This window comes from Mycolicibacterium brumae, from assembly GCF_025215495.1.
In the GTDB taxonomy this organism is placed as follows: Bacteria; Actinomycetota; Actinomycetes; order Mycobacteriales; family Mycobacteriaceae; genus Mycobacterium; species Mycobacterium brumae.
Map to the genome: position 1 here is coordinate 748,378 of NZ_CP104302.1, position 23,643 is coordinate 772,020.

Annotated in this window: 23 protein-coding genes; 9 read left to right on the plus strand and 14 right to left on the minus strand. The window is 69.6% G+C overall.

Going from position 1 to position 23,643, the window contains the following annotated elements; all coding sequences use genetic code 11:
- Nucleotides 1-2: 2 nt before the first annotated feature.
- Genes L2Z93_RS03870 through L2Z93_RS03880 form a run of 3 tightly spaced genes read right to left on the minus strand, consistent with a single transcriptional unit; the run spans nt 3 to nt 2,284 of the window.
- Nucleotides 3-1,196: a sensor histidine kinase gene (locus tag L2Z93_RS03870; RefSeq protein ID WP_090589213.1), complete on the minus strand. Its 1,194-nt coding sequence runs from the start codon at nt 1,194-1,196 to the stop codon at nt 3-5.
- A complete protein-coding gene (locus L2Z93_RS03875) occupies nt 1,193-1,855 on the minus strand; it encodes a response regulator (RefSeq protein ID WP_090589214.1) in 663 nt (220 codons plus the stop codon). Before L2Z93_RS03875 ends, L2Z93_RS03870 begins: the two co-directional genes overlap by 4 nt.
- 3 nt (nt 1,856-1,858) lie before the next feature.
- Nucleotides 1,859-2,284 (minus strand): hypothetical protein, encoded by a 426-nt coding sequence (locus tag L2Z93_RS03880; protein ID WP_090589215.1) that lies wholly within the window; start codon nt 2,282-2,284, stop codon nt 1,859-1,861.
- Between the two features lie 528 nt (nt 2,285-2,812).
- Here L2Z93_RS03880 and L2Z93_RS03885 point away from each other — a divergent pair.
- A complete protein-coding gene (locus tag L2Z93_RS03885; RefSeq protein WP_128111802.1) occupies nt 2,813-3,880 on the plus strand; it encodes a YncE family protein in 1,068 nt (355 codons plus the stop codon).
- Nucleotides 3,881-4,016: 136 nt separating this feature from the next.
- A complete protein-coding gene (locus L2Z93_RS03890; protein ID WP_090589217.1) occupies nt 4,017-5,645 on the plus strand; it encodes a long-chain fatty acid--CoA ligase in 1,629 nt (542 codons plus the stop codon).
- Here the strand turns inward: L2Z93_RS03890 and lpqV are convergent, their stop codons facing one another.
- Genes lpqV through L2Z93_RS03910 form a run of 4 tightly spaced genes read right to left on the minus strand, consistent with a single transcriptional unit; the run spans nt 5,646 to nt 9,694 of the window.
- Entirely contained in the window at nt 5,646-6,065 is a 420-nt protein-coding gene (gene lpqV / locus L2Z93_RS03895; protein WP_193438870.1) for a lipoprotein LpqV, read from the minus strand.
- Between the two features lie 3 nt (nt 6,066-6,068).
- On the minus strand, nt 6,069-7,853 hold the full coding sequence (locus tag L2Z93_RS03900; RefSeq protein ID WP_438804073.1) for an alpha/beta hydrolase: 1,785 nt from the start codon (nt 7,851-7,853) through the stop codon (nt 6,069-6,071).
- A 9-nt stretch (nt 7,854-7,862) separates the two neighbouring features.
- On the minus strand, nt 7,863-8,639 hold the full coding sequence (locus L2Z93_RS03905) for an enoyl-CoA hydratase (protein ID WP_090589218.1): 777 nt from the start codon (nt 8,637-8,639) through the stop codon (nt 7,863-7,865).
- Between the two features lie 26 nt (nt 8,640-8,665).
- Complete coding sequence (locus L2Z93_RS03910) at nt 8,666-9,694, minus strand: enoyl-CoA hydratase/isomerase family protein (protein ID WP_090589219.1); 1,029 nt, start codon at nt 9,692-9,694, stop codon at nt 8,666-8,668.
- 225 nt (nt 9,695-9,919) lie between these two features.
- On the opposite strand from L2Z93_RS03910, the gene L2Z93_RS03915 reads away from it, so the two are divergent.
- Nucleotides 9,920-10,783 (plus strand): Bax inhibitor-1/YccA family protein, encoded by an 864-nt coding sequence (locus tag L2Z93_RS03915; RefSeq protein WP_090589220.1) that lies wholly within the window; start codon nt 9,920-9,922, stop codon nt 10,781-10,783.
- A gap of 73 nt (nt 10,784-10,856) precedes the next feature.
- On the opposite strand, the gene purT is transcribed toward L2Z93_RS03915, so the two are convergent.
- Genes purT through L2Z93_RS03930 form a run of 3 tightly spaced genes read right to left on the minus strand, consistent with a single transcriptional unit; the run spans nt 10,857 to nt 14,286 of the window.
- Nucleotides 10,857-12,059: a formate-dependent phosphoribosylglycinamide formyltransferase gene (gene purT / locus L2Z93_RS03920; protein ID WP_090589221.1), complete on the minus strand. Its 1,203-nt coding sequence runs from the start codon at nt 12,057-12,059 to the stop codon at nt 10,857-10,859.
- Nucleotides 12,060-12,061: 2 nt separating this feature from the next.
- Complete coding sequence (locus L2Z93_RS03925) at nt 12,062-13,279, minus strand: acetyl-CoA C-acetyltransferase (protein WP_090589222.1); 1,218 nt, start codon at nt 13,277-13,279, stop codon at nt 12,062-12,064.
- 50 nt (nt 13,280-13,329) lie between these two features.
- A complete protein-coding gene (locus L2Z93_RS03930) occupies nt 13,330-14,286 on the minus strand; it encodes an SGNH/GDSL hydrolase family protein (RefSeq protein WP_090589223.1) in 957 nt (318 codons plus the stop codon).
- Between the two features lie 194 nt (nt 14,287-14,480).
- Between L2Z93_RS03930 and L2Z93_RS03935 the strand changes: the two genes are divergently transcribed.
- The 4 genes from L2Z93_RS03935 to L2Z93_RS03950 all read left to right on the plus strand — a co-directional run bounded on the left by L2Z93_RS03935 (nt 14,481) and on the right by L2Z93_RS03950 (nt 19,271).
- Nucleotides 14,481-15,518: an alpha/beta hydrolase gene (locus tag L2Z93_RS03935; protein WP_090589224.1), complete on the plus strand. Its 1,038-nt coding sequence runs from the start codon at nt 14,481-14,483 to the stop codon at nt 15,516-15,518.
- 56 nt (nt 15,519-15,574) lie between these two features.
- A complete protein-coding gene (locus L2Z93_RS03940; protein ID WP_090589225.1) occupies nt 15,575-16,969 on the plus strand; it encodes a cystathionine beta-synthase in 1,395 nt (464 codons plus the stop codon).
- Between the two features lie 80 nt (nt 16,970-17,049).
- Nucleotides 17,050-18,060, plus strand: a complete 1,011-nt coding sequence (locus L2Z93_RS03945) for a hypothetical protein (RefSeq protein WP_090589226.1) — start codon at nt 17,050-17,052, stop codon at nt 18,058-18,060.
- 38 nt (nt 18,061-18,098) lie between these two features.
- Entirely contained in the window at nt 18,099-19,271 is a 1,173-nt protein-coding gene (locus L2Z93_RS03950; protein ID WP_090589227.1) for a cystathionine gamma-synthase, read from the plus strand.
- Between the two features lie 35 nt (nt 19,272-19,306).
- Here L2Z93_RS03950 and L2Z93_RS03955 read toward each other — a convergent pair whose 3' ends face one another.
- From L2Z93_RS03955 to L2Z93_RS03965, 3 genes are all read right to left on the minus strand, one after another.
- The gene (locus tag L2Z93_RS03955) at nt 19,307-20,005 is read right to left on the minus strand and encodes a GPP34 family phosphoprotein (protein ID WP_090589228.1); all 699 of its coding nucleotides are present in this window, start codon (nt 20,003-20,005) and stop codon (nt 19,307-19,309) included.
- Nucleotides 20,006-20,063: 58 nt separating this feature from the next.
- On the minus strand, nt 20,064-20,558 hold the full coding sequence (greA, locus tag L2Z93_RS03960) for a transcription elongation factor GreA (RefSeq protein ID WP_090589229.1): 495 nt from the start codon (nt 20,556-20,558) through the stop codon (nt 20,064-20,066).
- Nucleotides 20,559-20,787: 229 nt separating this feature from the next.
- Nucleotides 20,788-21,219, minus strand: coding sequence for a DUF4307 domain-containing protein (locus L2Z93_RS03965; protein WP_090589230.1), 432 nt, complete (start codon nt 21,217-21,219; stop codon nt 20,788-20,790).
- Nucleotides 21,220-21,357: 138 nt separating this feature from the next.
- Here L2Z93_RS03965 and mca point away from each other — a divergent pair, with 138 nt between their 5' ends.
- On the plus strand, nt 21,358-22,221 hold the full coding sequence (gene mca / locus L2Z93_RS03970; protein ID WP_090589231.1) for a mycothiol conjugate amidase Mca: 864 nt from the start codon (nt 21,358-21,360) through the stop codon (nt 22,219-22,221).
- 20 nt (nt 22,222-22,241) lie between these two features.
- Nucleotides 22,242-22,571, plus strand: a complete 330-nt coding sequence (locus L2Z93_RS19480) for a hypothetical protein (protein WP_438804074.1) — start codon at nt 22,242-22,244, stop codon at nt 22,569-22,571.
- 38 nt (nt 22,572-22,609) lie between these two features.
- On the opposite strand, the gene L2Z93_RS03980 is transcribed toward L2Z93_RS19480, so the two are convergent.
- Nucleotides 22,610-23,608: an alpha/beta hydrolase family protein gene (locus tag L2Z93_RS03980; protein ID WP_234786154.1), complete on the minus strand. Its 999-nt coding sequence runs from the start codon at nt 23,606-23,608 to the stop codon at nt 22,610-22,612.
- Nucleotides 23,609-23,643: the final 35 nt, after the last annotated feature.

Sequence of the window (23,643 nt, forward strand, 5' to 3'; positions counted from 1 at the left end):
TGCTAGTCCGCGTCGATGGGCACGGTGACCCGAATCCGGGTCCCGTGCCCACCGGCGCGTCCGACCTTCATCGTCCCGCCCATCGCCTCGACCCGGGCGGCCAGCGAGGCCAGCCCGATGTGACCCTCGGCAATCCGGGTGGCCAGAATCCCCGGATCGAACCCGACGCCGTCGTCGGTGACAGTCAGGGTGAGCGAGCCGCCGTCGCGGACCAGCGTCACTCGCACCGTGCTCGCCCGGGCGTGCTTGGCCGCATTGCCCAGCAATTCCCGCGCGGCCCGGTACAGCAGGTCCTGTGCCGACGGCTTGCCGACCTCGGCCAGTTCGCCCTCGACGGCGAACGGGCCGCGGTTGCGGTAGGACCGCAGCAGCTCGGCCAGCGCCGGTGTCAGACCAAGCTCGGAGAGCACCGCCGGATGGAGGGTTCGCAGGGTGGAGCGCAGCTGGGTCGCGGTGCCCGCCAAGGCTTCGCGCACCGCGCTGATCGTCGGGTCCGGCACCCGCTCGGCGAGCTCGTCGAGGGCCAGCCGGGCGGCCAGCAGTTCCTGCAGCGGGCCGTCGTGCAGTGATTCGGCGAGCTCGCGGCTGTGCCGTTCGTCGGCGCGCAGCGACTCCGAGACCAGTCGGCGCTGCACATCGAGCAGCGTTTGAACCCGGCGATTGCGCCAGGAGATGACCAGGCTCAGCCCGGTGGTCGCGGCGGCGAACCAGGCCAGGAAGGCGAAGTGCATGTAGACGATGTTGGGCAGGCCGACGGTGTCGTCACGTTTGGAGTAGACGATCCACACACCCAAGTAGGCGAACGCAGTGGTGAACCCGAGCAGCGCGGTCAACCACGGCCGGTCCTGGAACGCCACCGAGATCGGCAGCAGGAAGAACACCGGAAGCAGCCACGCGGTCGCCCCACCCGAGGACAGGCAGAGCAGCACCACGAGCGTCACGTCGGCGACGGTCGAGGCCCAGCCGGCCCAGCGGGGGATCGGATCGCGCATCATGCGGATCAGCCAAATCAGCGACGCCGCAAGGTAAATGACGATGGTGGTGTGGTAGACACCGGGCAGCCAGTGATCCACATCGCCGACGTCGACGATCATCACGATGAGTGCCACCATCGGCGGCCGCAGCACCGCGGCCACCCGCACCGGCTCGGCGGTCAGGAAGTCATTGAGCCGTCGAACCCGGTGGTGAAGATTCATTCCAGCAGCCCCCGGCGCATGGCCTCGGCGACGGCGGCGGCCCGGTCGCCCACGCCGAGCTTCTCGTAGAGCCGCTGCACATGCGTTTTCACCGTCGAGGCGGCTAGGAACAGCTCCCCGGCGATGGCGGGGATGGTTTTCCCGGCGGCGATAAGGTCGAGCACCTCGCGTTCGCGCGGGCTCAGCGCGGGGCCGGACGGCTCGGCGCGGCGGCGGATCTCGCCGGCCAGCCCGGAGGCCAGTCCAGGGGACAGCACGTCACGGCCTTTGGCGCAGTTGAGCACCGCGGCGATGATCTCCGCGCGAGTGGATTCCTTCGGCAGGAACCCCGCCGCCCCGGACTGGATGGCGTGGTAGACGATCGCGGCGTCGTCGTGGGCGGAGACCAGCAGCACCCGGGTGGGCAGCTCGTCGCGGACCACGGCGGCGGCGACCTGCGCGCCGTCGAGCCCCGGCATCCGGTAGTCCAGCAGCGCGACGGCGGGCCGGTGCTCGCGGATGGCCGCCAGCGCCGAGACGCCGTCATCGGCCTCGGCGACGACGGCGATCTCGTCGCTGGAGGCCAAGGCCCGGACGACACCGTCGCGGAACAGCGGGTGGTCGTCGCCGACCACCACGCGAACCCGGTCCGTCGCGGACCCGGGGAGCTGGGCGTCCATGTCCTAGTTGTCGGTCCAGACCAGACTGCCCTGGACGACGCTGCCCTCCAGGCAGCCGCCCCAGGTGGTGCTGGACAGTCGGGTGGCGACCCCGTTCTTGATCGACTTCGGGATCAGCATGACCTGGACGGTCCCGCACTCGTCGGGATAGTTGTGCGACCACCCGGCCCCGGTCCACTGCAGGGTCTGGCCGTCTTCGCCGGTGGCCGCGCAGCCGCCGCACGGCGTGCTGTACCGGCCGTTGGTTTTGAGGTCGTCGCCGCCGTTGGCGACCGAGTAGGTGTACGCGCCTTGCAGGCGCGGGAGACGCCGGTCGTTCTCGTCCCCGGGCAGGGCCGACGCGACGCCGATGGGGGCCACCGTGGCCAGCGCGACACCGACTGCGACCGCGAGTCCGCAGCGTCGCCCGATGGCGGGGGAGGCGGTCACGGATGCTCCCTTCGGGCGCGTCGGGCGGGTTTGCTGATGCTATCCAGGTTCCGGGCGCGGCTGGGGGCGAATCGCGCCAGGCGGCGGGAAACCGCAGGTCACCGCCGCATCGAAGTTACCGGTGAGTCACATGTGGCGTCAGGTGTTGTCGCGGAGGGCCGGTTCGCCGCCCCGGACACGCGCCGTTCTCCACTGTGATGTCACCCATAGTTTTAACCCGCGGGCATCCTTGAAAAAAGGGGCGGAAAATGCTTCCGGCGCGTGGAGTTAGCCTACCCTAATCTGTAAAACGGCAGGTTAACGACACAAAAGTGACAAACCAACGGAAATGCTCAGTGGGCCCTCCGGTGCGCCGAGGCGCCATTGCTAAACGCCCGTACCGAATGTGACCAAACGCCCAAAAAGAAATAATTGGAGGTCCATAACTGTCGCTATAATCGATGCAGGGTTGCGGCCGGGGGGCCACTGCCGCTGACCACAACCTCGACAACCGACGCGGGGCTACCCGCCGGGAAGGTGTACGACAATATGGCTAACAAGGTATTCGACTTGAACGCGCTGCCGGTCGCCGGCTGGCTGCGCGCGCTGCCCGGCGCTGCGCCGGCCGCCGATGCCAGCAAGCCGCAGATCGCCGTCGGCCGCGGCCCGATCGCCGATATGGCGCTGGACCCCTACACCGGCCAGTTGTACGTCACCAACCCGACCGACAACAGCCTGGCCGTCATCGACACCGACACCCTGACCGTCACCCAGGTGATCACCGACCTCGCCGAGGCGCACTCGGTGGTCGCCGCCGGCGGCAACGCCTACGTCAGCACCGTCACCGAGGACGGCGACACCGTCTCGGTCCTCGACACCGCGCTCTACGCCGGTGGCGAGGTCGCCACCGACGTGTTCGGGGTCGGGGAAGCCGTCCGCGACCTGGCGCTGAGCCCCGAGGGTGAGCGTGTCTACGCCGCTCGCAGCGGCGCCGGCATCGCCGTCGTGGACATCATCACCGGCTCGGTCTCCACCATCGCCGTCCCCGGCGCGGCGGAAGCCAGCGCCGAGGCCATCGCGGTCAGCCTGGACGGGCGCAAGGCCTACCTGGTCACCGCCGACTACAACGGCGGTCAGCTGATCGCCGTCGACACCGTCTACCAGCGCGTCGTCGGAGTCCGCGCGCTGCCGACCCAGCCGCACGCCGTCTCGATCAGCCGCGACGGCTCCACCCTGCTGGTGGCCCGCTGCGATCCGCAGGCCGGCACCGACCTGGACATCATCGACGCCGCGAGCCTGCACGTCATGGAGACCGTCGCCGTCGCCGGACTGGTCACCGACATGGTGTTCAGCGTCGCCGGTGAGCGCATCTACCTGGTGGCCGGCGGTCGGGTGAAGGTGCTCGACGCCAGCACCATGCAGACCATCGAGACCTTCACCGGTGTGGCGGCCCCGTCCTGCATCGCCGAAAGCGCTGACGGCTCGATGCTGTACGTCGCCGACTACGACGGCAACGTGAGCACGTTGTCGGTCGGTGAGGTCACCGACGAGCTGCTGGCCCAGATGATGTCCACCGACATCATCAACGTGCCGGTGCTGGAACTGGCCCGCGCCTAGAGTTCGACCTTGACGAAGATCCCCGTCCGGACATTCCGGACGGGGATTTTTCGTTGCGCGCAGGTCCGCGGGGGCGGCCGCGGCGGCAACCGTTAGCCTGGTGCCACTCAACACCCACTCATGGAGGCCGTCGACGATGCAGAGCACCATGCAGGAGTTCCCGCTGACCGTCCGCTCGATCATGCGGCACGCCGAGGCGGTGCACGCCGACCGTGAGGTGGTCACCGCGGTCGGCGGCGGCGAGTACCGCCGCGCCACCTACCGCGAGGTGATCAACCGGGCCGCCCAGCTGGCCAACGCGCTGCGCCGGATCGGCGTCGACGGCGACGACCGGGTCGCCACCTTCATGTGGAACAACCAGGAACACCTGGAGGCCTACCTCGCCGTACCGGCGATGGGCGCGGTGCTGCACACCCTCAACATCCGGCTGTTCCCCGAGCAGATCGAGTTCATCGCCTACGAGGCGGAGGACCGCGTGGTGATCCTCGACGCCACCCTCATCCCGCTGATCGCGCCGGTGCTGCACCGGATGGAGACGGTGCGCACTGTGATCGTCTCCGGCGACGCCGACACCTCCGCGCTGCTCGCCTCGGGCAAGACGGTGCTGAGCTACCAGGACCTGCTCGCGGCCGAGAGCGATTCCTTCGAGTGGCCTGATATGGACGAAACCTCCGCTGCGGCAATGTGTTACACCAGCGGGACCACCGGACACCCCAAGGGCGTGGTGTACAGCCACCGGTCCACCTACCTGCATTCCACCGGCTGCTGCAGCGCCAACGGCGTCGGTCTGGGTTTCGTCGACCGGGCGCTGCCGGTGGTGCCGATGTTCCACGCCAACGCCTGGGGGATCCCGTACGCGGCGTTGATGTCCGGCGCCGACCTGGTCATGCCGGACCGCTTCCTCGACGGCGCCTCTCTGGTGAATCTGATCGAGGACCAGCGACCCACCGTGGCGGCCGCCGTGCCGACCATCTGGAACGACGTCATGCACCACCTGGACGCAAACCCGGGCCGCGACATCTCGTCGCTGCGCCAGGTGGTCTGCGGCGGCTCGGCGGTCCCGGTGTCGCTGATGAAGGCGTTCAAGGCCAAGCACGGGGTGGACGTCCGGCAGTTGTGGGGGATGACCGAGACGTCGCCGATGGCCACGCTGGCCTGGCCGGCGCCCGGCACGCCGGAGGAGCGGTACTGGGAGGTCCGCGGCAGCCAGGGCCGCCCGATGTGCGGGGTGGAGACCCGGATCGTCGACGACGAGGGCAACGCGTTGCCCAACGACAACGAGGCGGTCGGCGAATTGGAGGTCCGAGGCGCCTGGATCACCGGGTCCTACTACCGCAACACCGACGAGTCGAAGTTCCAGAACGGCTGGCTGCGCACCGGCGACGTCGGCCGCATCGACGCGCAGGGCTACGTGACGCTCACCGACCGGGCCAAGGACGTGATCAAGTCCGGCGGCGAATGGATCTCCTCGGTGGAGTTGGAGAACGAACTGATCGGCCACCCGCTGGTGCTGGAGGCCGCGGTGGTCGGGGTGCCCGACGAGCGCTGGCAGGAGCGTCCGCTGGCGGTGGTGGTGCCCATCGCGGGCGAGCCGCCCACCCCGGCGCAGCTTCGGGAATTCCTGTCCGACAAGGTCGCTCGCTGGTGGCTTCCCGAGCGTTGGGCGTTCGCCGAGCAGATCCCGCGCACCAGCGTCGGCAAGTACGACAAGAAGACCATCCGGGCGCGCTACGCCGACGGCGAGTACGAGGTCGTGACGATCTAACTATCCGCACTCGCCGCGGGCGGCGGAGTTGGCGGCCAGGATGGCGCCGGCCTGCTCGCCCGGATTGAGCTGCGACCAGGTCCGCTCGAAGGTGGCCGGGCCGGTGTATTCCGGGTGCTGCACCGTCGCGAGGTAATCCTCGACCCGCGCCAGCGGGTCACCGCCCTGCTCGTCGTACCAGGCGCGGGCGGCCAAACACGCTTGGCCGTAACCGTTCTCGGTGAGGTTCGGCGGCGCGTCGACCGACGTGGTGACCCCGGCCGCCGACACCCCGACGCCGTCGGGGACCGCGGACGCGGTGGTCGGTTCGGCGGCCTGAACGGGTTCCGAGGTCGGCCCGGTGTCCTGCTCGGCGGACGAACAACCGGCCGCCAGCACGCTCAGCAGGCCGGTCGCCAACATGATGGTGAATCTGCCCATGTGTCAGAGGCTTTCGTCGGAGTGCAACAGCGGACGCAGCCGCTCGGTCTTCTCTGGTGTCCAGCCCGGCGGCCGCAACACCGCCGCCCAGCCGTTGGCGACGTTCTGCACATACACGTGGCCGTGACCGTCGGGCACATCGACGCCCACCGCCATATCCGCTGACACCTGCAGGAAAGTGATCACCGGCATCCAATGCATCATCGGCGACACGTCGTAGCCGCGCTTCTCTCTCAGCCAATCCGGCTCGCGGAAGAGCAGATCCGGGTTGAACCAGGCGATCGGATCCGAGGCGTGCTGCAGGTACACCGCGCGCGGGTCGCCCCACGGCGCGTCCGGGCGGTTCAGGTCGTCGGGGATGGCGACGAATCGGGCGTGCTGACCGTCCTCATAGATCGGCAACCACATCGGGGAGCCCGGATCGCGGTTGGCGGTCAGCTCCGTCCAGATGGTGTTGTTGAAGGTCGGCCCGGAGAACAGCGCGCCGTCGGTGCGGGCGACCAGATTGTCCAGACTCAGGAACGGCGCCTCCCCGCCGAAGGAGCCCAGACTCTCGCCGAACACCACCAGCTTCGGCCGGCTGGCCTCGGGCATCTGCCGGACCAGCGCGTCGACCTCCTCGAACAGCGCCTGCCCGGCGATCCGGGCGTTCTCCTTGTCGACCAGGAAGGACAGCCAACTCGGCAGATACGAGTACTGCATCGACACCACCGCGGAGTCGCCGTTGTACATGTACTCCAGCGCCGCCGGGTAGGCGGCGTTGATCCAGCCGGTGCCGGTCGAGGTGGCCACCGCCACCACCTGACGGTTCAGCCCGCCGGTGCGCTGCAATTCGCGGGCCGCGAGCTTGGCCGAATCCCGGATGGTGTCCGCGGACATCAGGCCGGTGTAGACGCGGATCGGTTCCTTGGCCGGGGCGCCGTTGAACTCGGAGAGCTCGGCGACGGTCGGACCGCCGGCGACGAAGATGCGGCCTTGGCGGCCCAGGGAGTCCCAACTCACCAGCGAACCCGGACCGCCGGAGCGCAACGGGGTGCGGGGCGCGGGCCGGTCCGGCAGTTCCTCGTCGTTGACGGCGCCGAAGCTGCTGTTCATCCAGGGCACCACCGCGCGGGCCATCACACCGTCGAACAGCGCGCCGGTGACGAAGACCACCAACAGCACGGCCACCACCCCGGACACCCGCGGCGGCGTGACCCGGTTGAGGTGGCGGACCAGGAACAACACCAGCCGGCGCAGGTTCTGGCCGATCTCGACGAAGAAGAACAGCACCAGGATGCTGATCACCGCAGCCTGCGGGTAGTTGTACCAGGTGAGGTGCGGCACACCCATCAGGTCGCGGACGTCGTCCTGCCACGAGCTGAACAGGAACTGCATGCCGACCATGCCGATCACCCCGACGGTCAGCAGCGTCCACCAGGCCCAGCGCGGCGCGCGCGGGCTGGTCTCCTTGCTCCGCATATACCGGACCACCCAGACGCCGAGCACGCCGAACATGTAACCGATGGCGCCCGCGCCGCCGCTGACCAGGCCCTGAAACAGCGGTCCGCGGGGGAGCAGCGACGGCGTCAACGAGAGGAAGACGAACACCAGGCCGACGGCGGTGCCGAAGAAGGTGTAGTGCTTGGCCCACCATTTGACGACGTCCTCGCCGGCCTCGGCGCCGCGTTCGGCGACGGCGGTGGCGCCCACGGCGACGACGGCCGCGCCCTCGCTCAGCGCTTCCCGGATCGGCGAATGCGTCGAGGGAACGGCGTCAGGCGGCGGAGCGTCCTCGGTATCGGTCACGGAGTGAGATTAACGGTGGCGGAAAAGCGGCGCCCTCTTGGCGCTGAACGCCGCCATGCCTTCCTTCTGGTCTTCGGTGGCGAAGGCGGAGTGGAACACCCGGCGCTCGAACAGCAGGCCCTCGCTCAGGTTGGTCTCGAAAGACCGGTTGACGGCCTCCTTGGCCATCCGCGCGGCGGACAGCGACATCCCGGCGACGGTCTCGGCGACCCCCATCGCGGCGCTCAGCAGATCCGAGGTGGGCACCACCCGCGACACCAGCCCAGCCCGCTCGGCCTCCTCGGCGTCCATATTGCGGCCGGTCAGGATCAGATCCATCGCCTTGGCCTTGCCGATGGCGCGGGTCAGCCGCTGGCTGCCGCCCATCCCGGGGAGCACGCCGAGCTTGATCTCGGGCTGGCCGAACTTGGCGTTCTCGGCGGCGATCAGGATGTCGCACATCATCGCCAGCTCACAGCCCCCGCCGAGGGCGTAGCCGGCGACCGCGGCGATGGTGGGCGTGCGGGTGGCGGCGAACTCGTCCCATTTGGCGAAGAAGTCCGCGCTGTAGACCTCGGCGAAGGACAGCTCGGCCATCTCCTTGATGTCCGCGCCCGCGGCGAACGCCTTCTCGCTGCCGGTCAGCACGATCGCGCCGATGTCCGGATCGTCGTCGAATTCCTTGGCCGCCGCGGTGACCTCGTGCATCACCTGGGTGTTCAGCGCGTTGAGCGCCTGGGGGCGGTTCAGGGTGATCACCCCGACGCGGCCCTCGCGGTGGATATTGATGGTCTCGTAGTCGCTCATCTTTGATGCTCCTCGTCGCGTTGGGGTTAGAACGTCAGGTCGGGGTCGGCGGGCGCGAAGTAGGCCGACACGGCGTCGGGGGTCACCTCGGCCAGGGTCGCCGGGGACCATTTCGGGTTGCGGTCCTTGTCGACGAGCTGCGCGCGGATGCCCTCCACCAGGTCGTGGCTGCGCAGCGACGCGCACGACACCCGGTACTCCTGAACCAGCACCTCGGCGAGCGAGCCGAGGCCCGCGGCGCGGCGCACCGCCTCCAGGGTGACCGACAGGGCGATCGGCGAGCGCGTCTCGATCACGTCGGCGGCCTGCTGGGCGCCCGGGGCGTCGTGGCCGCGCAGCGCGGCGATGATCTCGGTGACCGAGCCGGCCGCGTAGCACTCGTCGATCCACTCGCGGGCCGCCGCCAGCGCCGAGGCCGGCGGGGTGACGGCGTAGCGGCTCAGCGCGGTGTGCACGTCGGCGGCGACGATCTCGGCGGTGAAGTCGGTCAGTCGCTGGTGCGGGACGTAGTGGTCGGCGAACCCCAGCGCGATCGCGTCGGCGCCGGTGAACACCGAACCCGTCAGACCCGCGTGCAGACCGAGGCCGCCGGGCGCGCGGGACAGCAGATACGTGCCGCCGACGTCGGGAATGAAACCGATGCCGACCTCGGGCATCGCCATCTTTGTGGTGTCGGTGACGACCCGGACGTTGCCGTGCGCGCCGACGCCCACGCCGCCGCCCATCACAATGCCGTCCATCAGCGACACATACGGCTTGGGGTAGCCGCCGATCGCGGCGTTGAGGCGGTACTCGTCGAACCAGAACTTGGCCGCCGCGACGCCGTCGCGCAGCGCGCTCTCCCGGATCGCGACGACATCCCCGCCGGCGCACAGTCCGCGCTCTCCGGCGCCGTCGAGCACCACGGCCCGGATCTCGTCGTCGGAGGCCCAGCCGGCCAGCACCTCGCCGAGCGCGTCGACCATCGGCTGGTTGAGCGAGTTGAGCGCCTTCGGCCGGTTCAGCGTGGCGATGCCGACGCCGTTGTCGACGCGAGTCAGAAGGTCATCCGTCACGTGTGGTCCTGTCTGCTCCGGGAAGCTTGGAAGTCCAACCGATCATGTTAGGCGCGCGTCATTTCGAACTGGCGGTGCGGGTTCGGGCCGGCACCCGGTAGGGTTTGCTGTGAAACTCCTTGGAGTTTTGGGAACTCGGGACGGTCGGTGTTCGTTGATCCGATGTTCGAGGCTCAGACCAGGAACAACACGCTTCAGAGAAACTTTCACGAGAGGAAACCGACGGTGCGGGAATCCAGCAACCCGGTACTTCGTTCGCTGTCCAAGCAGTCGCCGGCGCAGGGCGGGTACGCGACATTCGGCAACGCGGCGGCGGCCGGCGCCGCCGGCATGGCTCACCAGGGCTATGACCAGCCCTACACCCAGCAGCAGGGCGTCGGCCGGCCGCTGACCATCGACGACGTGGTGCAGAAGACCGGCATCACCCTCGGCGTGGTCATCCTGTCCGCCGTCGTCAGCTACTTCCTGGTCGACGCGGGCGCCCCGACCTACCCGCTGGCCATGCCGCTGATGCTCATCGGCGCCATCGGCGGCCTCGTCATGGTGATGATCGCCTCCTTCGGGCGCAAGCAGGACAACCCGGCCATCGTGCTGACCTACGCCGTGCTCGAGGGCATGTTCGTCGGCTCGATCTCGTTCGTGTTCGCGAACATGGTGGTGTCCGGCATCAGCGCGGGCGCGCTGATCAGCCAGGCGGTGCTCGGCACGCTCGGTGTGTTCTTCGGGATGCTCGTGGTCTACAAGACCGGCGCCATCCGGGTGACCCCCAAGCTGACCCGGATGGTCGTCGCCGGCCTGTTCGGCGTGCTGTTCCTGGCGCTGGGCAACTTCCTGCTGTCGATCTTCGGTGTGAACGGCGGCGAGGGCCTGGGCCTGCGCAGCGGTGGCGCCATCGCGATCATCTTCTCGCTGGTCTGCATCGGCCTGGCCGCGTTCATGTTCCTGATCGACTTCGACCAGGCTGACCAGGCCATCCGCGCCGGCGCCCCGGAGAAGGCGGCCTGGGGCATCGCGCTCGGCCTGACCGTCACCCTGGTCTGGCTGTACGTCGAGATCCTGCGTCTGCTGTCCTACTTCAACCAGGACTAGTTGAGCAGGACTAGTCGCGACCAAAGAAGCCCGGCCCCCGAGTGGGGCCGGGCTTTTTGGTGTCCGAGAGCGTTCAGGGCGCGCGGGGTGTGACCCGCGAGGCGGCCTCCGCCGCGTTGGCGCGGGCCACCGCCACGTCGGCGTCGCGGGCCAGCGCCACCCCCATCCGGCGGGTGGCGAAGCTCTCCGGCTTGCCGAACAGCCGCAGGTCGGCGCCGGGCACGGCCAGCGCCGCGGCCACCCCGTCGAACACCACACCCTCGGCCTCCACCCCGCCGTAGATCACCGCGCTGGCGCCCGGGGTCTTGCGCGAGGTGTCCACCGGCAGGCCCAGCACCGCGCGGGCGTGCAGCTCGAACTCGCTCTGCCACTGGGTGATCATGGTGACCATGCCGGTGTCGTGCGGGCGCGGGCTCACCTCGGAGAACCACACCTCGTCGCCCTTGACGAACAGTTCGACGCCGAACACGCCCTGGCCGCCGAGGTTGTCGGTCACCGCGGCGGCGATCGCCTTCGCGTTGGCCAGCGCGGCCTCGCTCATCGGGTGCGGCTGCCAGCTCTCCACGTAGTCGCCGGCCACCTGGCGGTGCCCGATCGGCTCGCAGAACGAGGTCACGGCCCCGCCGTCGGCGCCGACGGAGCGCACCGTCAACAGGGTGATCTCGTAGTCGAAGTCGATGAAGCCCTCGACGATGATCCGGGTGTTGGCCACCCGTGCGCCGCCCATCGCGTACTCCCACGCGCCTGCCACATCGGCCGGGCCGTCCAGCTTCGATTGACCCTTGCCGGAACTGCTCATCACCGGCTTCACCACGCACGGGTAGCCGACGCCGCCGTCGATGGCCGCCCGCAATTCCTCCAGCGAATCGCAGAACGCGTACGGGCTGGTCGGCACGCCGAGGGTTTCGGCGGCCAGCCGGCGGATACCCTCCCGGTCCATGGTCAGCCGGGCCGCCCGCGCGGTCGGGATGACGCGGACCACGCCCGCGTCCTCCAGCTCCTGCAGCACGCCGGTGGCGATGGCCTCGATCTCCGGCAGCACCAGGTCCGGCCGCTCCGCCTCGATCAGGGCCCGCAGCTGATCCGGATCGGTCATCGCGATGGTCCTGCTGTGGTGCGCCAGCTGCTGGCCGGGCGCGTTGTCATAGCGGTCGACGGCGATGGTCTCCACCCCGAGGCGCGCCAGCGCGATGGTCACCTCGCGGCCGAGTTCGCCGGCGCCCAGCAGCATCACCCGCGTCGCGTTGGGCGACAGCGGCGTCCCGATCGTCGTCACGCTCAGCTGAGCCGCTCGACGACCATGGCCATGCCCTGACCGCCGCCGACGCACATCGTCTCGATGCCGAAGGTCTTGTCGTAGGTCGCCAGGTTGTTCAGCAGCGTCGCGGTGATCCGGGCGCCGGTCATACCGAACGGGTGGCCGAGCGCGATCGCTCCGCCGGAGACGTTCAGCTTGTCCTCGTCCATGCCCAGCTCGCGCGCCGAGCCGAGGACCTGCACCGCGAAGGCCTCGTTGATCTCGTACAGGTCGATGTCGGAGATCGACATGCCCGCGATGTCCAACGCGCGGCGCACCGCCTCGATCGGGCCCAGCCCCATGATCTCCGGTGACAGGCCGGAGACCCCGGTGGACACGATCCGGGCCAGCGGGGTCAGCCCCAGTTCCTTGGCCTTGGTGTCGCTCATGATCAACACCGCGGCGGCGCCGTCGTTCAGCGGACAGGCGTTGCCCGCGGTGATGGTTCCGTTCGGCCGGAACACCGGCTTGAGCTGGGAGACCGCCTCGTAGGTGGTGCCGGCGCGCGGCCCGTCATCGGTGCTGACGACGGCGCCGTCGGGCAGCGTCACCGGGGTGATCTCCCGTTCGAAGAAGCCGGCCTTGATGGCCTCCTCCGCGCGGTTCTGGCTGCGCACGCCCCAGCGGTCCTGCTCCTCACGGCTGATGCCGGTTGCCAGCACCACGTTCTCGGCGGTCTGGCCCATCGCGATGTAGACGTCGGGCAGCAGACCGTCTTCGCGCGGGTCGTGCCACTCGTCGGCGCCCTGGGCGCGGGTGGCGGTGCGGGCCTGGGCCTCGTCGAAGATCGGGTTGGCGCTGCCCGGGGCGCCGTCGGCCGCGCCGACGCCGAACCGCGACACCGTCTCGACTCCGGCGGAGATGAACACGTCGCCCTCGCCGGCCTTGATGGCGTGGAACGCCATCCGGGTGGTCTGCAGCGACGACGAGCAGTACCGGTTCACGGTGGTTCCGGGCATGAAGTCGTAGCCCAGTTCGACGGCCACCGCGCGGGCGATGTTGTAGCCGGCCTCACCGGCGGGCTGCCCGCAGCCGACCATCAGGTCGTTGACGTCGCGCGGGTCCAGGGCCGGCGCCTTGTCCAGCACGGCGCGGACCATCTGGGCGGTCAGATCGTCGGGACGCATCCCGGCCAGCGATCCCTTGACGGCGCGCCCGATCGGAGAGCGGGCGGTGGCGACGATGACGGCTTCGGGCATGACGGGCTCCTCACTGCGCGTTCGGATATTGGCGCGCTGTGCGCCCGACGTTAGTCGGCGGCCGCGACCATCGGCGCCGGTACCCCGGTGCTGCGCCGCGGCCAGCGCTGCGCCAGCATCGCCAGCCGGTCCGTCAGCGAGCGGGCCTCTGCGGACCGGGACTCCCACGGTAGGTCGCCGGGCCACTCGCCGAGGGCGTAGCACAGCGCAGGCAGCAGCTGCATGCCGGCGAGCTCGTACCCGGCCGCCGACGGATGGTAGCGGTCGGCAGAGAACATCAGCTCCGGGTGTTGGCGGAAGTCCGGGCTCAACAGGTCCGCCAGCGGCACCGGCACCCCGCCGGCGGCGCGGACTGCGCGGGCCTGGGTGCGGGCCAGCCGCAGGCCCCGGTCCCGGGTCACCCAGCGCAACGGCTGCGGAATCGCGGTGATCACACCGAAATCCGGGCAGGTCCCCACGACCACCACCGCGTCGGCCGCCCGCAGCCGGGTGACCGCGTCAGAGAGCCGTCGGGCCGAGGGGCCCAGGCCGTTGAGCGCGGTGACGTCATTGGCGCCGATCATGATGACGGCCGCGTCCGGCGGCGGCCCCGCGACGAACATCGCGTCCACCTGACCGGCCAGCCCCTTGGAGGTGGCGCCGACAATGGCCTTGGTGCTCAACCGGATTCGCTTGCCGGACCGTTCGGCGAGCCCGCGGGCCAGCAGCACCCCGGGCACCTCTTCGGCGCTGCGGCAGCCATAGCCGGTGGCCGTGGAGTCGCCGAACACCATCAGATGCAAATCGACGGGGACGCCGCGCTTCCAGCGCTGCACCTCGCCGCCTCCGGGAGCGTAGACACCGTCGGCGCGCGGCGGCACGTCCCAGGACTTCGGGATCACCTGGCGGACCTTGACGGCCTGGCCGCTCAACAGGTTTCGGGCACTGAGCAGCCCCACCCCGGTGGTGGCGGCCAGACCCACCGCCGTGGTTGCCACGGTCGAGCGACGCGGAACGCCTATACTCACGCCTTCATGCTATCGGCGCGGTCACTTCAGGTCTGTGCATAACTGGGGACAGCTGAGTCACGAACAGGCGTCGGATCGGGTAACAGTTCTCCTACGGAGATTGTCAAAACTCTAAGAGTCTGGCCACCCTGGGTTCACCAGGTGACGCACAGCCTGGAGCTCCGGCACTACAACGGCGTAGGGGAGTGATCGACATGACCGCACCGAGCAAGCTTTCGGGAGCGCCCGGGCCATACGTGGGCGCGGCGAGTCTGCGAAAGACCCGCAAGTATCCGGTGAGCGACGGCGCGCCCGTCGAAGTGGTGGAGGGCGGCCCCAGCCTCACCGCCCGGGCGGTGTCACTGGCCTGCCGCCTCACCGTGCGCCCCGCGCTGGCGCTGGGCAGCTTCGTGCCGCACCTGCCCTGGCCGTTCGGTGTCCTCGACCAACTCGGCAAGGCGCTGGTGCCGGAATCCGGGACGGTGCGGGCCACCATCGGATTGCCCAATGCCACAGCGCAATTGGTGCGCGCCCGGGGTGTGCTGCCGGCCGACGGCAATCGGCGGATCGTGCTGTACATGCACGGCGGGGCCTTCCTGACCTGCGGGGTCAACTCGCACAGCAGGATCGTCGAGTCGATCTCCCAGTACGCCGACTCCCCGGTGCTCGTCGTCGACTACCGGCTGATTCCCCGGCATTCGGTGGGCGAGGCGGTCGACGACTGTCACGACGCCTACCGCTGGCTACGGCTGCGCGGCTACGACCCGGATCAGATTGTGCTGGCCGGGGATTCGGCCGGCGGCTACCTGGCGCTGACGCTGGCTCAGCGGTTGCGCGAACTGGGGGAGGAGCCGGCGGCGCTGGTCGGCATCTCGCCGCTGCTGCAACTGGCCAAGGAGCCCAAGCAGGCGCACCCCAATATCCACACCGACGCGATGTTCGGCCCGGGCGCCTTCACCGCTTTGGTGGGGCTGGTGTCCCGGGCGGCGGGGCGCCGCGGCGAGGACGTCTACGAGCCGCTCGACCACATTCAGCCCGGGTTGCCGCGCACCCTGATCCACGTCTCCGGATCCGAGGTGCTGCTGCACGACGCCCGGCTGGCGGCCCGGCGGCTGGCCGCGGCCGGCGTGCCGACCGAGGTGCGGGTGTGGCGCGGCCAGATCCACGACTTCCAGATGGCGGCCCCGCTGATCCCGGAGGCCGACCGCTCGCTGCGCCAGATCGGCCAGTACATCCGCGAGGCGACCGAGTAGCCCCGCGTTCGCCGGACCGGCGCCCGGGATTTCCGTCGGCCTGACACGATGGACCCATGCGCATCGCCGAACACATCACCGATCTCATCGGCAACACCCCTCTGGTCAAACTGACCTCCGTGGTCCCGCCGGGCGCCGCGACGGTGGTCGCCAAGGTCGAGTACCTCAACCCCGGCGGCAGCTCGAAGGACCGCATCGCGGTCAAGATGATCGACGCCGCCGAGGCCAGTGGTGAGCTCAAGCCCGGCGGCACCATCGTGGAGCCGACCTCCGGCAACACCGGCGTCGGGCTGGCGCTGGTCGCCCAGCGCCGCGGGTACAAGTGCGTGTTCGTCTGCCCGGACAAGGTCAGCGAGGACAAGCGCAACGTGCTGCGCGCCTACGGGGCGGACGTGGTGGTCTGCCCGACGGCCGTCGCGCCGGAGGACCCGGATTCCTACTACAGCGTCTCCGACCGGCTGGTCGCCGACATCCCGGGCGCCTGGAAGCCCAACCAGTACGCCAACCTCAACGGCCCGGCCAGCCACTACGACACCACCGGTCCGGAGATCTGGGCCGACACCGACGGCCGGGTCACCCACTTCGTCGCAGGGGTGGGCACCGGCGGCACCATCACCGGCACCGGCCGCTACCTCAAGGACGTCTCCGAGGGCCGGGTGCAGGTCGTCGGCGCCGACCCGGAGGGGTCGGTGTACTCCGGCGGCACCGGGCGGCCCTACCTGGTCGAGGGCGTCGGGGAGGACTTCTGGCCGGCGGCCTACGACCCGGCCATCCCGGACGAGATCATCGCGGTGTCCGACGCGGATTCCTTCGATATGACCCGCCGGCTGGCTCGCGAGGAGGGCCTGCTGGTCGGCGGATCCTGCGGAATGGCGGTCGTCGCCGCCATCGACGTCGCCAAGAAGGCCGGCCCGGACGGGCTGGTCGTGGTGCTGCTGCCCGACGGTGGCCGCGGCTACCTGTCCAAGATCTTCAACGACGCCTGGATGTCCTCCTACGGGTTCCTGCGCAGTCGGCTCGACGGCAGCGTCGACGACGCGACCGCCGGTGACGTGCTGCGCCGCAAATCCGGCGAACTGCCCGATCTGGTGCACACCCACCCGTCGGAAACGGTGCGCGACGCCATCGAGATCATGCGCGAGTACGGGGTGTCGCAGATGCCCGTCGTCGGGGCCGAACCGCCGGTGATGGCCGGCGAGGTGGCCGGCAGCGTGTCCGAGCGCGAACTGCTGTCGGCGGTGTTCGAGGGCCGGGCATCGCTGGCCGACGCCGTCGCCCAGCACATGAGCCCGCCGCTTCCGATGATCGGCTCCGGGGAGTCGATCGCCGCGGTCGCGGCGGCTTTCCACGACGAGGACGCCCTGATGGTGGTCGACGGTGGCAAACCCGTCGGCGTCATCACCCGACACGACCTGCTCGGCTTCTGGTCGGAGGGCAGCAAACGGCGCTGAGCCCGGGTTACGCTTTCCCGGCAGTGGCAGCGTCGCCATCACAGAAGTATTTCCATCAACCGTCGACCGTCGGAGGCGTCATGACCGATCAGCCAGGTGGCTACCCGCCGCCCCACCAGGGCGGCCAGCCCGGCAACTTCCCGCCGCCGCAGGGCCAGCCCGGCGGCTACCCGCCGCCCGGAGGCTACGAGCCCACCCCCGGCGCCTATGAACCGCAGCCCGGCGGCTACCCGCCGCCGCAGGGCGGTCAGGGCGGTTTCCCGCCGCCGCAGGGCGGTCAGGGTTTTCCGCCGCCGTACCCCGGCGGTCAGCCCGGCGCCTACCCGCCGCCCCCGTCGGCTTCCGGTGGCTGGGCGCCGCCGCCCCCCGGGTACGGCATGCCGCCGGCCTACAGCATCGGTGACGCGTTCAGCTGGGCGTGGAACAAGTTCAGCAAGAACGCCGGCGTGCTGATCGTCCCGACGCTGCTCTACGCGCTGATCCTCGGCGCGCTCGGATTCCTGTTCTTCGCGGTGCCGGCGATGTCCATGGGCACCGCGGTGACCAGCTACAGCGACGAATACGACTACGGATACAGCTCGAGCGCGAGCTTCGAGCTTCCGGTCGGCGCGATGGTCATCATGTTCCTCGGCGTCATCGTGATGATGGTGGCGGTGGCGGCGATGATGTCGGCCTACCTCGGTGGCATCGTCGACATCGCCGACGGCAAACCGGTCACCGTCGGCACCTTCTTCAAACCCCGCAGCCTGGGCGCGGTCATCCTCGCGACCGTGCTGATCGGCATCGCCAGCATGATCGGCTCGCTGGTCATCATCGGTTCCGTCGTCGTGTCGATCTTCGCGCTGTACGCGACCATCGCGGTGGTGGACCGCAACCTGTCCGGCGTGGACGGCATCAAGGCCAGCTTCGACGTGGTGAAGAACCGATTCGGCGATTCGCTGCTGACCTGGCTGGTGATCAACATCATCACCACCGTCGGCGCGTTCCTGTGCGGCGTCGGCCTGCTCGTCGCCGGCCCGGTGGCCGCGCTGATGCTGGTTTACGCCTGGCGCCGGCTGACCGGCGCGCAGGTCGCCCCGCTGACCCAGTAGGGCGGCGGCGCCCGCCCCCGCGCCGATAGGCTCGGGGCATGAGCGAGCAGCGCAGCACCGCAGACAGTCACCGGTGGGCCGGCCTGGCCACCCGCGCGATCCACGCCGGGTACCGGCCGGATCCGGCCACCGGGGCGGTGAACGCGCCGATCTACGCCAGCTCCACCTTCGCCCAGGACGGCGTGGGCGGATTGCGCGGCGGATTCGAATACGCCCGCACCGGCAACCCGACCCGGTCCGCGTTGGAGGCCTCGCTGGCGGCGGTGGAAGACGGCGCCTACGCCCGCGCCTTCTCGTCCGGGATGGCGGCCACCGACACCGCGCTGCGGGCGATGCTGCGCCCCGGCGATCACCTGATCATCCCCGACGACGCCTACGGTGGCACCTTCCGGCTGATCGACAAGGTGTTCTCGCACTGGGGTGTTCGGCACACGCCCGTCGCGCTGGCGGACCTGGACGCCGTCGCGGCGGCGATCACCGACGACACCAAGCTGATCTGGGTGGAAACCCCGACCAACCCGCTGCTGTCCATCGCCGACATCGCGGGCATCGTCGAACTGGCCGCGCCGCGGCGGCTGAAGGTGCTGGTCGACAACACCTTTGCCTCGCCGGCACTGCAGAATCCGCTGGCGCTCGGCGCGGACGTGGTGCTGCACTCGACCACGAAGTACATCGGTGGGCATTCCGATGTGGTCGGCGGCGCCCTGGTCACCAACGACGAAGAACTCGACGGGGCGTTCGCGTTCCTGCAGAACGGATCCGGCGCGGTGCCCGGACCGTTCGACGCCTACCTGACCATGCGCGGCCTCAAGACGCTGCCGCTGCGGATGGCCCGGCACAGCGACAACGCGTTCGCGGTGGCGGAGTTCCTGTCCCTGCACCCGGCGGTGTCCCAGGTGCTCTACCCGGGCCTGCCCACGCATCCGGGCCACGACGTCGCGGCCCGGCAGATGCGCGGTTTCGGCGGGATGGTGAGCGTGCGGATGCGCGGAGGCATCGAGGCCGCGCGTCAATTGTGCTCGCGCACCGAGATTTTCATTCTCGCCGAGTCCCTCGGCGGGGTGGAGTCGTTGATCGAGCACCCGGGCGCCATGACGCACGCGTCGACCGCCGGATCTCAGCTCGAGGTGCCCGAGGACCTGGTGCGACTGTCGGTCGGCATCGAGGACATCAGCGACTTGATCGCCGACCTCGAGCAAGCGCTGAGCTGAGCTGTCTGAGGTCTCCGCCTGCGCCGAACGGGCAACTACAGCGCGCCGCAGACCGCGGCGGCGGTGACCGCCAAATTCATCTCCGGCACGCTCGGCTCTTCGCCGTTCAACACCCAGGTCGCCGAAGCGATCTCGGCGGCGCGCTCGTCGGCGATCAGCCAGACCCGCGGTTCCAGCGACAGCAGATCGTGCAGCCCGTCGACCGAATACAGTACCGCGATCAGCGCGGCCGTCGGCGGACGCACCGGCGCGCCGTCGACCAGCACGGTCAACAGTTCCTCGCGCAACGCCGCGGCCGTCCCGCGATCGCGCAGCAGCCAGGCCCGACGGTCCGAGCGTCGCAGCCGTCGGCCGCTGATCACCGCGGGCCCGGAGAACGACGGCCGCAACCGCAACTCGGCCACCCGGTCGGAGTCCCGCAAGCCGGCGATGACCCGCTCCTCGGTGTTGCGCGCCAGCCTGGTCACCGCGGCCGCCGGTGTCAGCGGCGTGCTGGACAGCAGTCGCAGCGCCGCGGCCAGCACCGCGTCCTCGGGGTCCGGGCCGGCCAGCACCACCAGCGATCCGTCGGGGACCTCGTCGGCCTCGGTGGCCGGACGGATGCGGCAGGCCAGCGCCAGATCCAGCAGGGTGGCGGCGGCCAGCGCACGGCGGCGCTGAGCGGTCTCCAGCAGCGGCCGCGCTGTCGCATTGTCGAGCAACAACTGCATCAGCGCGTCGGCGATATCGGCCATGGGCGTCAGGATGCCGCAACCCGGCTGCGCCCGCAGATCAGCGGACGGCAGGGGTCGCTCAGGCGTGGTACGGCTCGGCGCTGACCAGCGTGACCTCGACGGTGCCGCCGCTGGGCACCTGGTAGCGCCGGGTCTCGCCGACCTTCGCGTCGATCAGGGCGGAGCCCAGCGGGGACTGCGGCGAGTAGACCTCGAGCTTGCCGTCGTTGATGGCCTGCTCACGCGTGCCGATCAGGAACGTCTCGGTGTCCTTCTCGTCGCCGTCGTAGTAGACCCGGACCACCGAGCCGGGCAGCGCGATACCGGACTGCTTGGGCACCTCGCCGACCTTGGCGTTGCTCAGCAACTCCTGCAGCTGGCGGATCCGGGCCTCCTGCTGACCCTGCTCCTCGCGGGCGGCGTGGTAGCCACCGTTCTCGCGCAGGTCGCCCTCTTCGCGCCGGTCGTTGATCTCGGCGGCGATGACGGGGCGGTTGGCGATGAGTTGGTCCAACTCGGCCTTGAGCCGATCGTAGGACTCCTCGGTCAGCCAGGTCACCTGGGTGTCAGTCATCGTCGCGCTCCTCTTCGTTGATGTCGCGATGGCCGCGTTTTGGGCAGTGTTGTGTGCTTCGCTGCCGGGAGATGCGGGCGTCAGGCCTGCGTGCATTGCGTTTCGGGCCGCGGCCACAGCCCGCCAAATATGCAATACACGGCTCCCAGCAGGAACCGTGTGATCACCATGTTACCACCGTCACGCCGCCCGCCATTTCCCAATCGGACACGCTGTCCCGTGGGAGGGACTAGTCGGTCAGGTACGACGGGATGTCGTTGCCGCAGCCGTAGACGTCCCCGGCGACCGGCGGCTTGCTGGTTTTGACCAGCGCCTTCACCTGCACGGTGCTCTCCCGCGCGGGTCCCACCAGAATCTCGCGGCGGCCGGTCTCGCTGCCGTCCCGGGACCGGGCCCGCACGATGCAGACCGCCGGACGGTCCGGATCGGTTCGGGTCACGCTGATGGTTACCTCGGCGGTCTGGTCGTCGATCAGCCGGTAGGCGGCCAGGTCGCCGCGGACGTCGCTGACGCCCAGCTTCTGGTAGCCGATCACCGCGATCACCACGCCGAGCACGATGACCAGCGCCGTCAGGACGGCGGGCCACCTAATCGACGACGTCGATCCGCCCGCGCCGCGGCCGTACCGGTGAGCCGGTCGGGCTAGGGTGTCCTCGGCCATGCGGTGGGTGCTCCTGCTGTTGGATGTGGTTCCAACCCGGCGTCGGCCTTTTGTCCCAGACCGCCGGGAATGGAAATATTGGAACCGCGGCGATGGTCTGCACTATAGGCGCCCGGCGCGGAAGGGAGTGACAGCACGGTGAGTGAATTGCGGTTGATGGCCGTGCACGCGCACCCCGACGACGAGTCCAGCAAAGGGGCCGCGACGACGGCCCGTTACGCGGCCGAGGGGCACCGGGTGCTGGTGGTGACGCTGACCGGTGGTGAGCGCGGCGACATCCTCAATCCCGCGATGGACCGCCCCGACGTGCACGGCCGCATCGCCGAGGTGCGTCGCGAGGAGATGGCCCGCGCCGCGGCGATCCTGGGTGTCGAGCACACCTGGCTGGGCTTTGTGGATTCCGGGTTGCCGCAGGGCGATCCGCCGCCGCCGGTGCCGGAGGGCTCTTTTGCGGCGATCCCGATCGATGAGCCGCTGGCCCGGTTGGTGAAACTGATCCGCGAGTTCCGGCCGCACGTGATGACCACCTACGACGAGAACGGCGGCTACCCGCACCCCGACCACATCCGCTGCCACGAGGTCTCGGTGGCCGCGTTCGAGGCCGCCGCCGACCGGGACCGCTACACCGACGCCGGCGACCCGTGGGACGTCGCGAAGCTGTACTACAACCACGGTTTCCTGCGGAAGCGCATGCAGGTGTTGCAGGACGAGTTCGCCCGCAACGGCCGCACCGGCCCGTTCGCGAAGTGGCTGGAGGCCTGGGACCCGGCCCATGACCACCTGGAGTCCCGGGTCACCACGCGGATCCAGTGCGCGGACTACTTCCCGCACCGCGACGACGCGCTGCGCGCGCACGCCACCCAGATCGACCCGACCGGGGAGTTCTTCACCGCCCCCCTGGAATGGCAGACCCGGCTGTGGCCGACCGAGGAGTTCGAGTTGGCCCGGTCCCGGGTTCCGGTGAGCCTGCCCGAGAACGACCTTTTCGAAGGGGTGCGATGACCGAGTTTCTGACCGCGACGATGGTGCTGCTGGCCGAGGAGGACGTGCAGAACCGCGGCCCGGACTTCGGCAAGGCCAGCCCGATCGCGCTGCTGATCCTGGTGCTGCTGCTGATCGCGGTGCTGCTGCTGGGCCGTTCGATGGGCAAGCAATTGCGCAAGGTTCCGGAAAATTTCGACGACGTCCCGGCCGCCGACCCGAAGCTGCGCAAACGCGCGCGCAAGCTGCATCACGAGCGCGAGGTGGACGAGCTGCGCGACGTGGAGGCGACGGTCGAGGCCAAGTTCGAGCGCGCCGTCGAGGAAGCCGCCGGCGAGAAGCCCGCGGGGGACGCCAAACCGGGCGTCTGAAACCGGGCCGGCCGGCCGGCGCCACGAGCCGGCTGAGGTCAGTTCAGGCGCCGGTCGAACCACCCGATGAGCGGTTCGGGGTGTTGCCCGAAGTAGTTGTAGCCGGAGAAGCGCTGGTCTGATCCCTCGATCCAGAACAGGTCCTTGTCGGTGGCGCCGAGGTTGTCGTAGATCTCCTCGATGGCCTCTGGGGGCATCAGCCAGTCCCGCCGCAGTTGGACGATCATGGTGGGGATCGTCACCGCGTGGGCGTAGGACGTCGGGGACATCTGGGCGAGCCGGAAGCCGGATAGTTCGAAGATGCGCTGATCGGTGCGTTCGGCCATCTTGTCGGGGTCCAATTTGAAGAAGCGCGCGGCGGCGCGCACCAGGGCCTCTCCCGCAGCGGGCTGGTGGAACAGCGCGGCCTTGATGTGGGCGAATTCCTCCGGCCACTTCGACAGCGCGATGATGGTCGAGTTCGCGCCCATGCAGCGGCTGTAGAGCCCGGTGGTCATGGCGGCTAATTCGGGCCGGGACCGCGCGTACTGCACCGATCCCAGCACGTCGCGGCATTCCAGCAAGCCGATGCCGGCCAAGCCGCCGCTGCCGACGCCGCTTCGGCCATGGTTGCGCATGTCGTAGGTGAGGATGTTGTAGCCCGCGTCGTGCAGGTGTTTGAGCTCCGGCAGGAAATTCACCTCGAAACCGCCGAACAACGCGTTCCACGGCGCCAGGTGCCCGGGAAACCCGTAGCGATTGCACGGCATCGGATGATTGACGATGAGCAGCTTGTCGGAATCGGCGGGGATGAACCACGCGTCGAGGGTGACGCCGTCCGCCGAGGGGAACCAGCACTCCTCGAACTCCAGCCCCACATCGTCGGGCGTGCGCAGCACCGGGGTGCGCGCGCCGGCGGTGAACAGCGTGGCGTACTGCTCGACCATCGGATGGGCCTTGTCGGCGACCACGTCCCTGACGGTTTTGGCCATTTGCCCCATCAAGCCCAGCTTGGTAGCGTCCTGCTCACCGGCCTGCGTCGTCGACGAGTTGCCCATCTGCCGCCTCCTCAATTCACCTACGCTGGATCTCG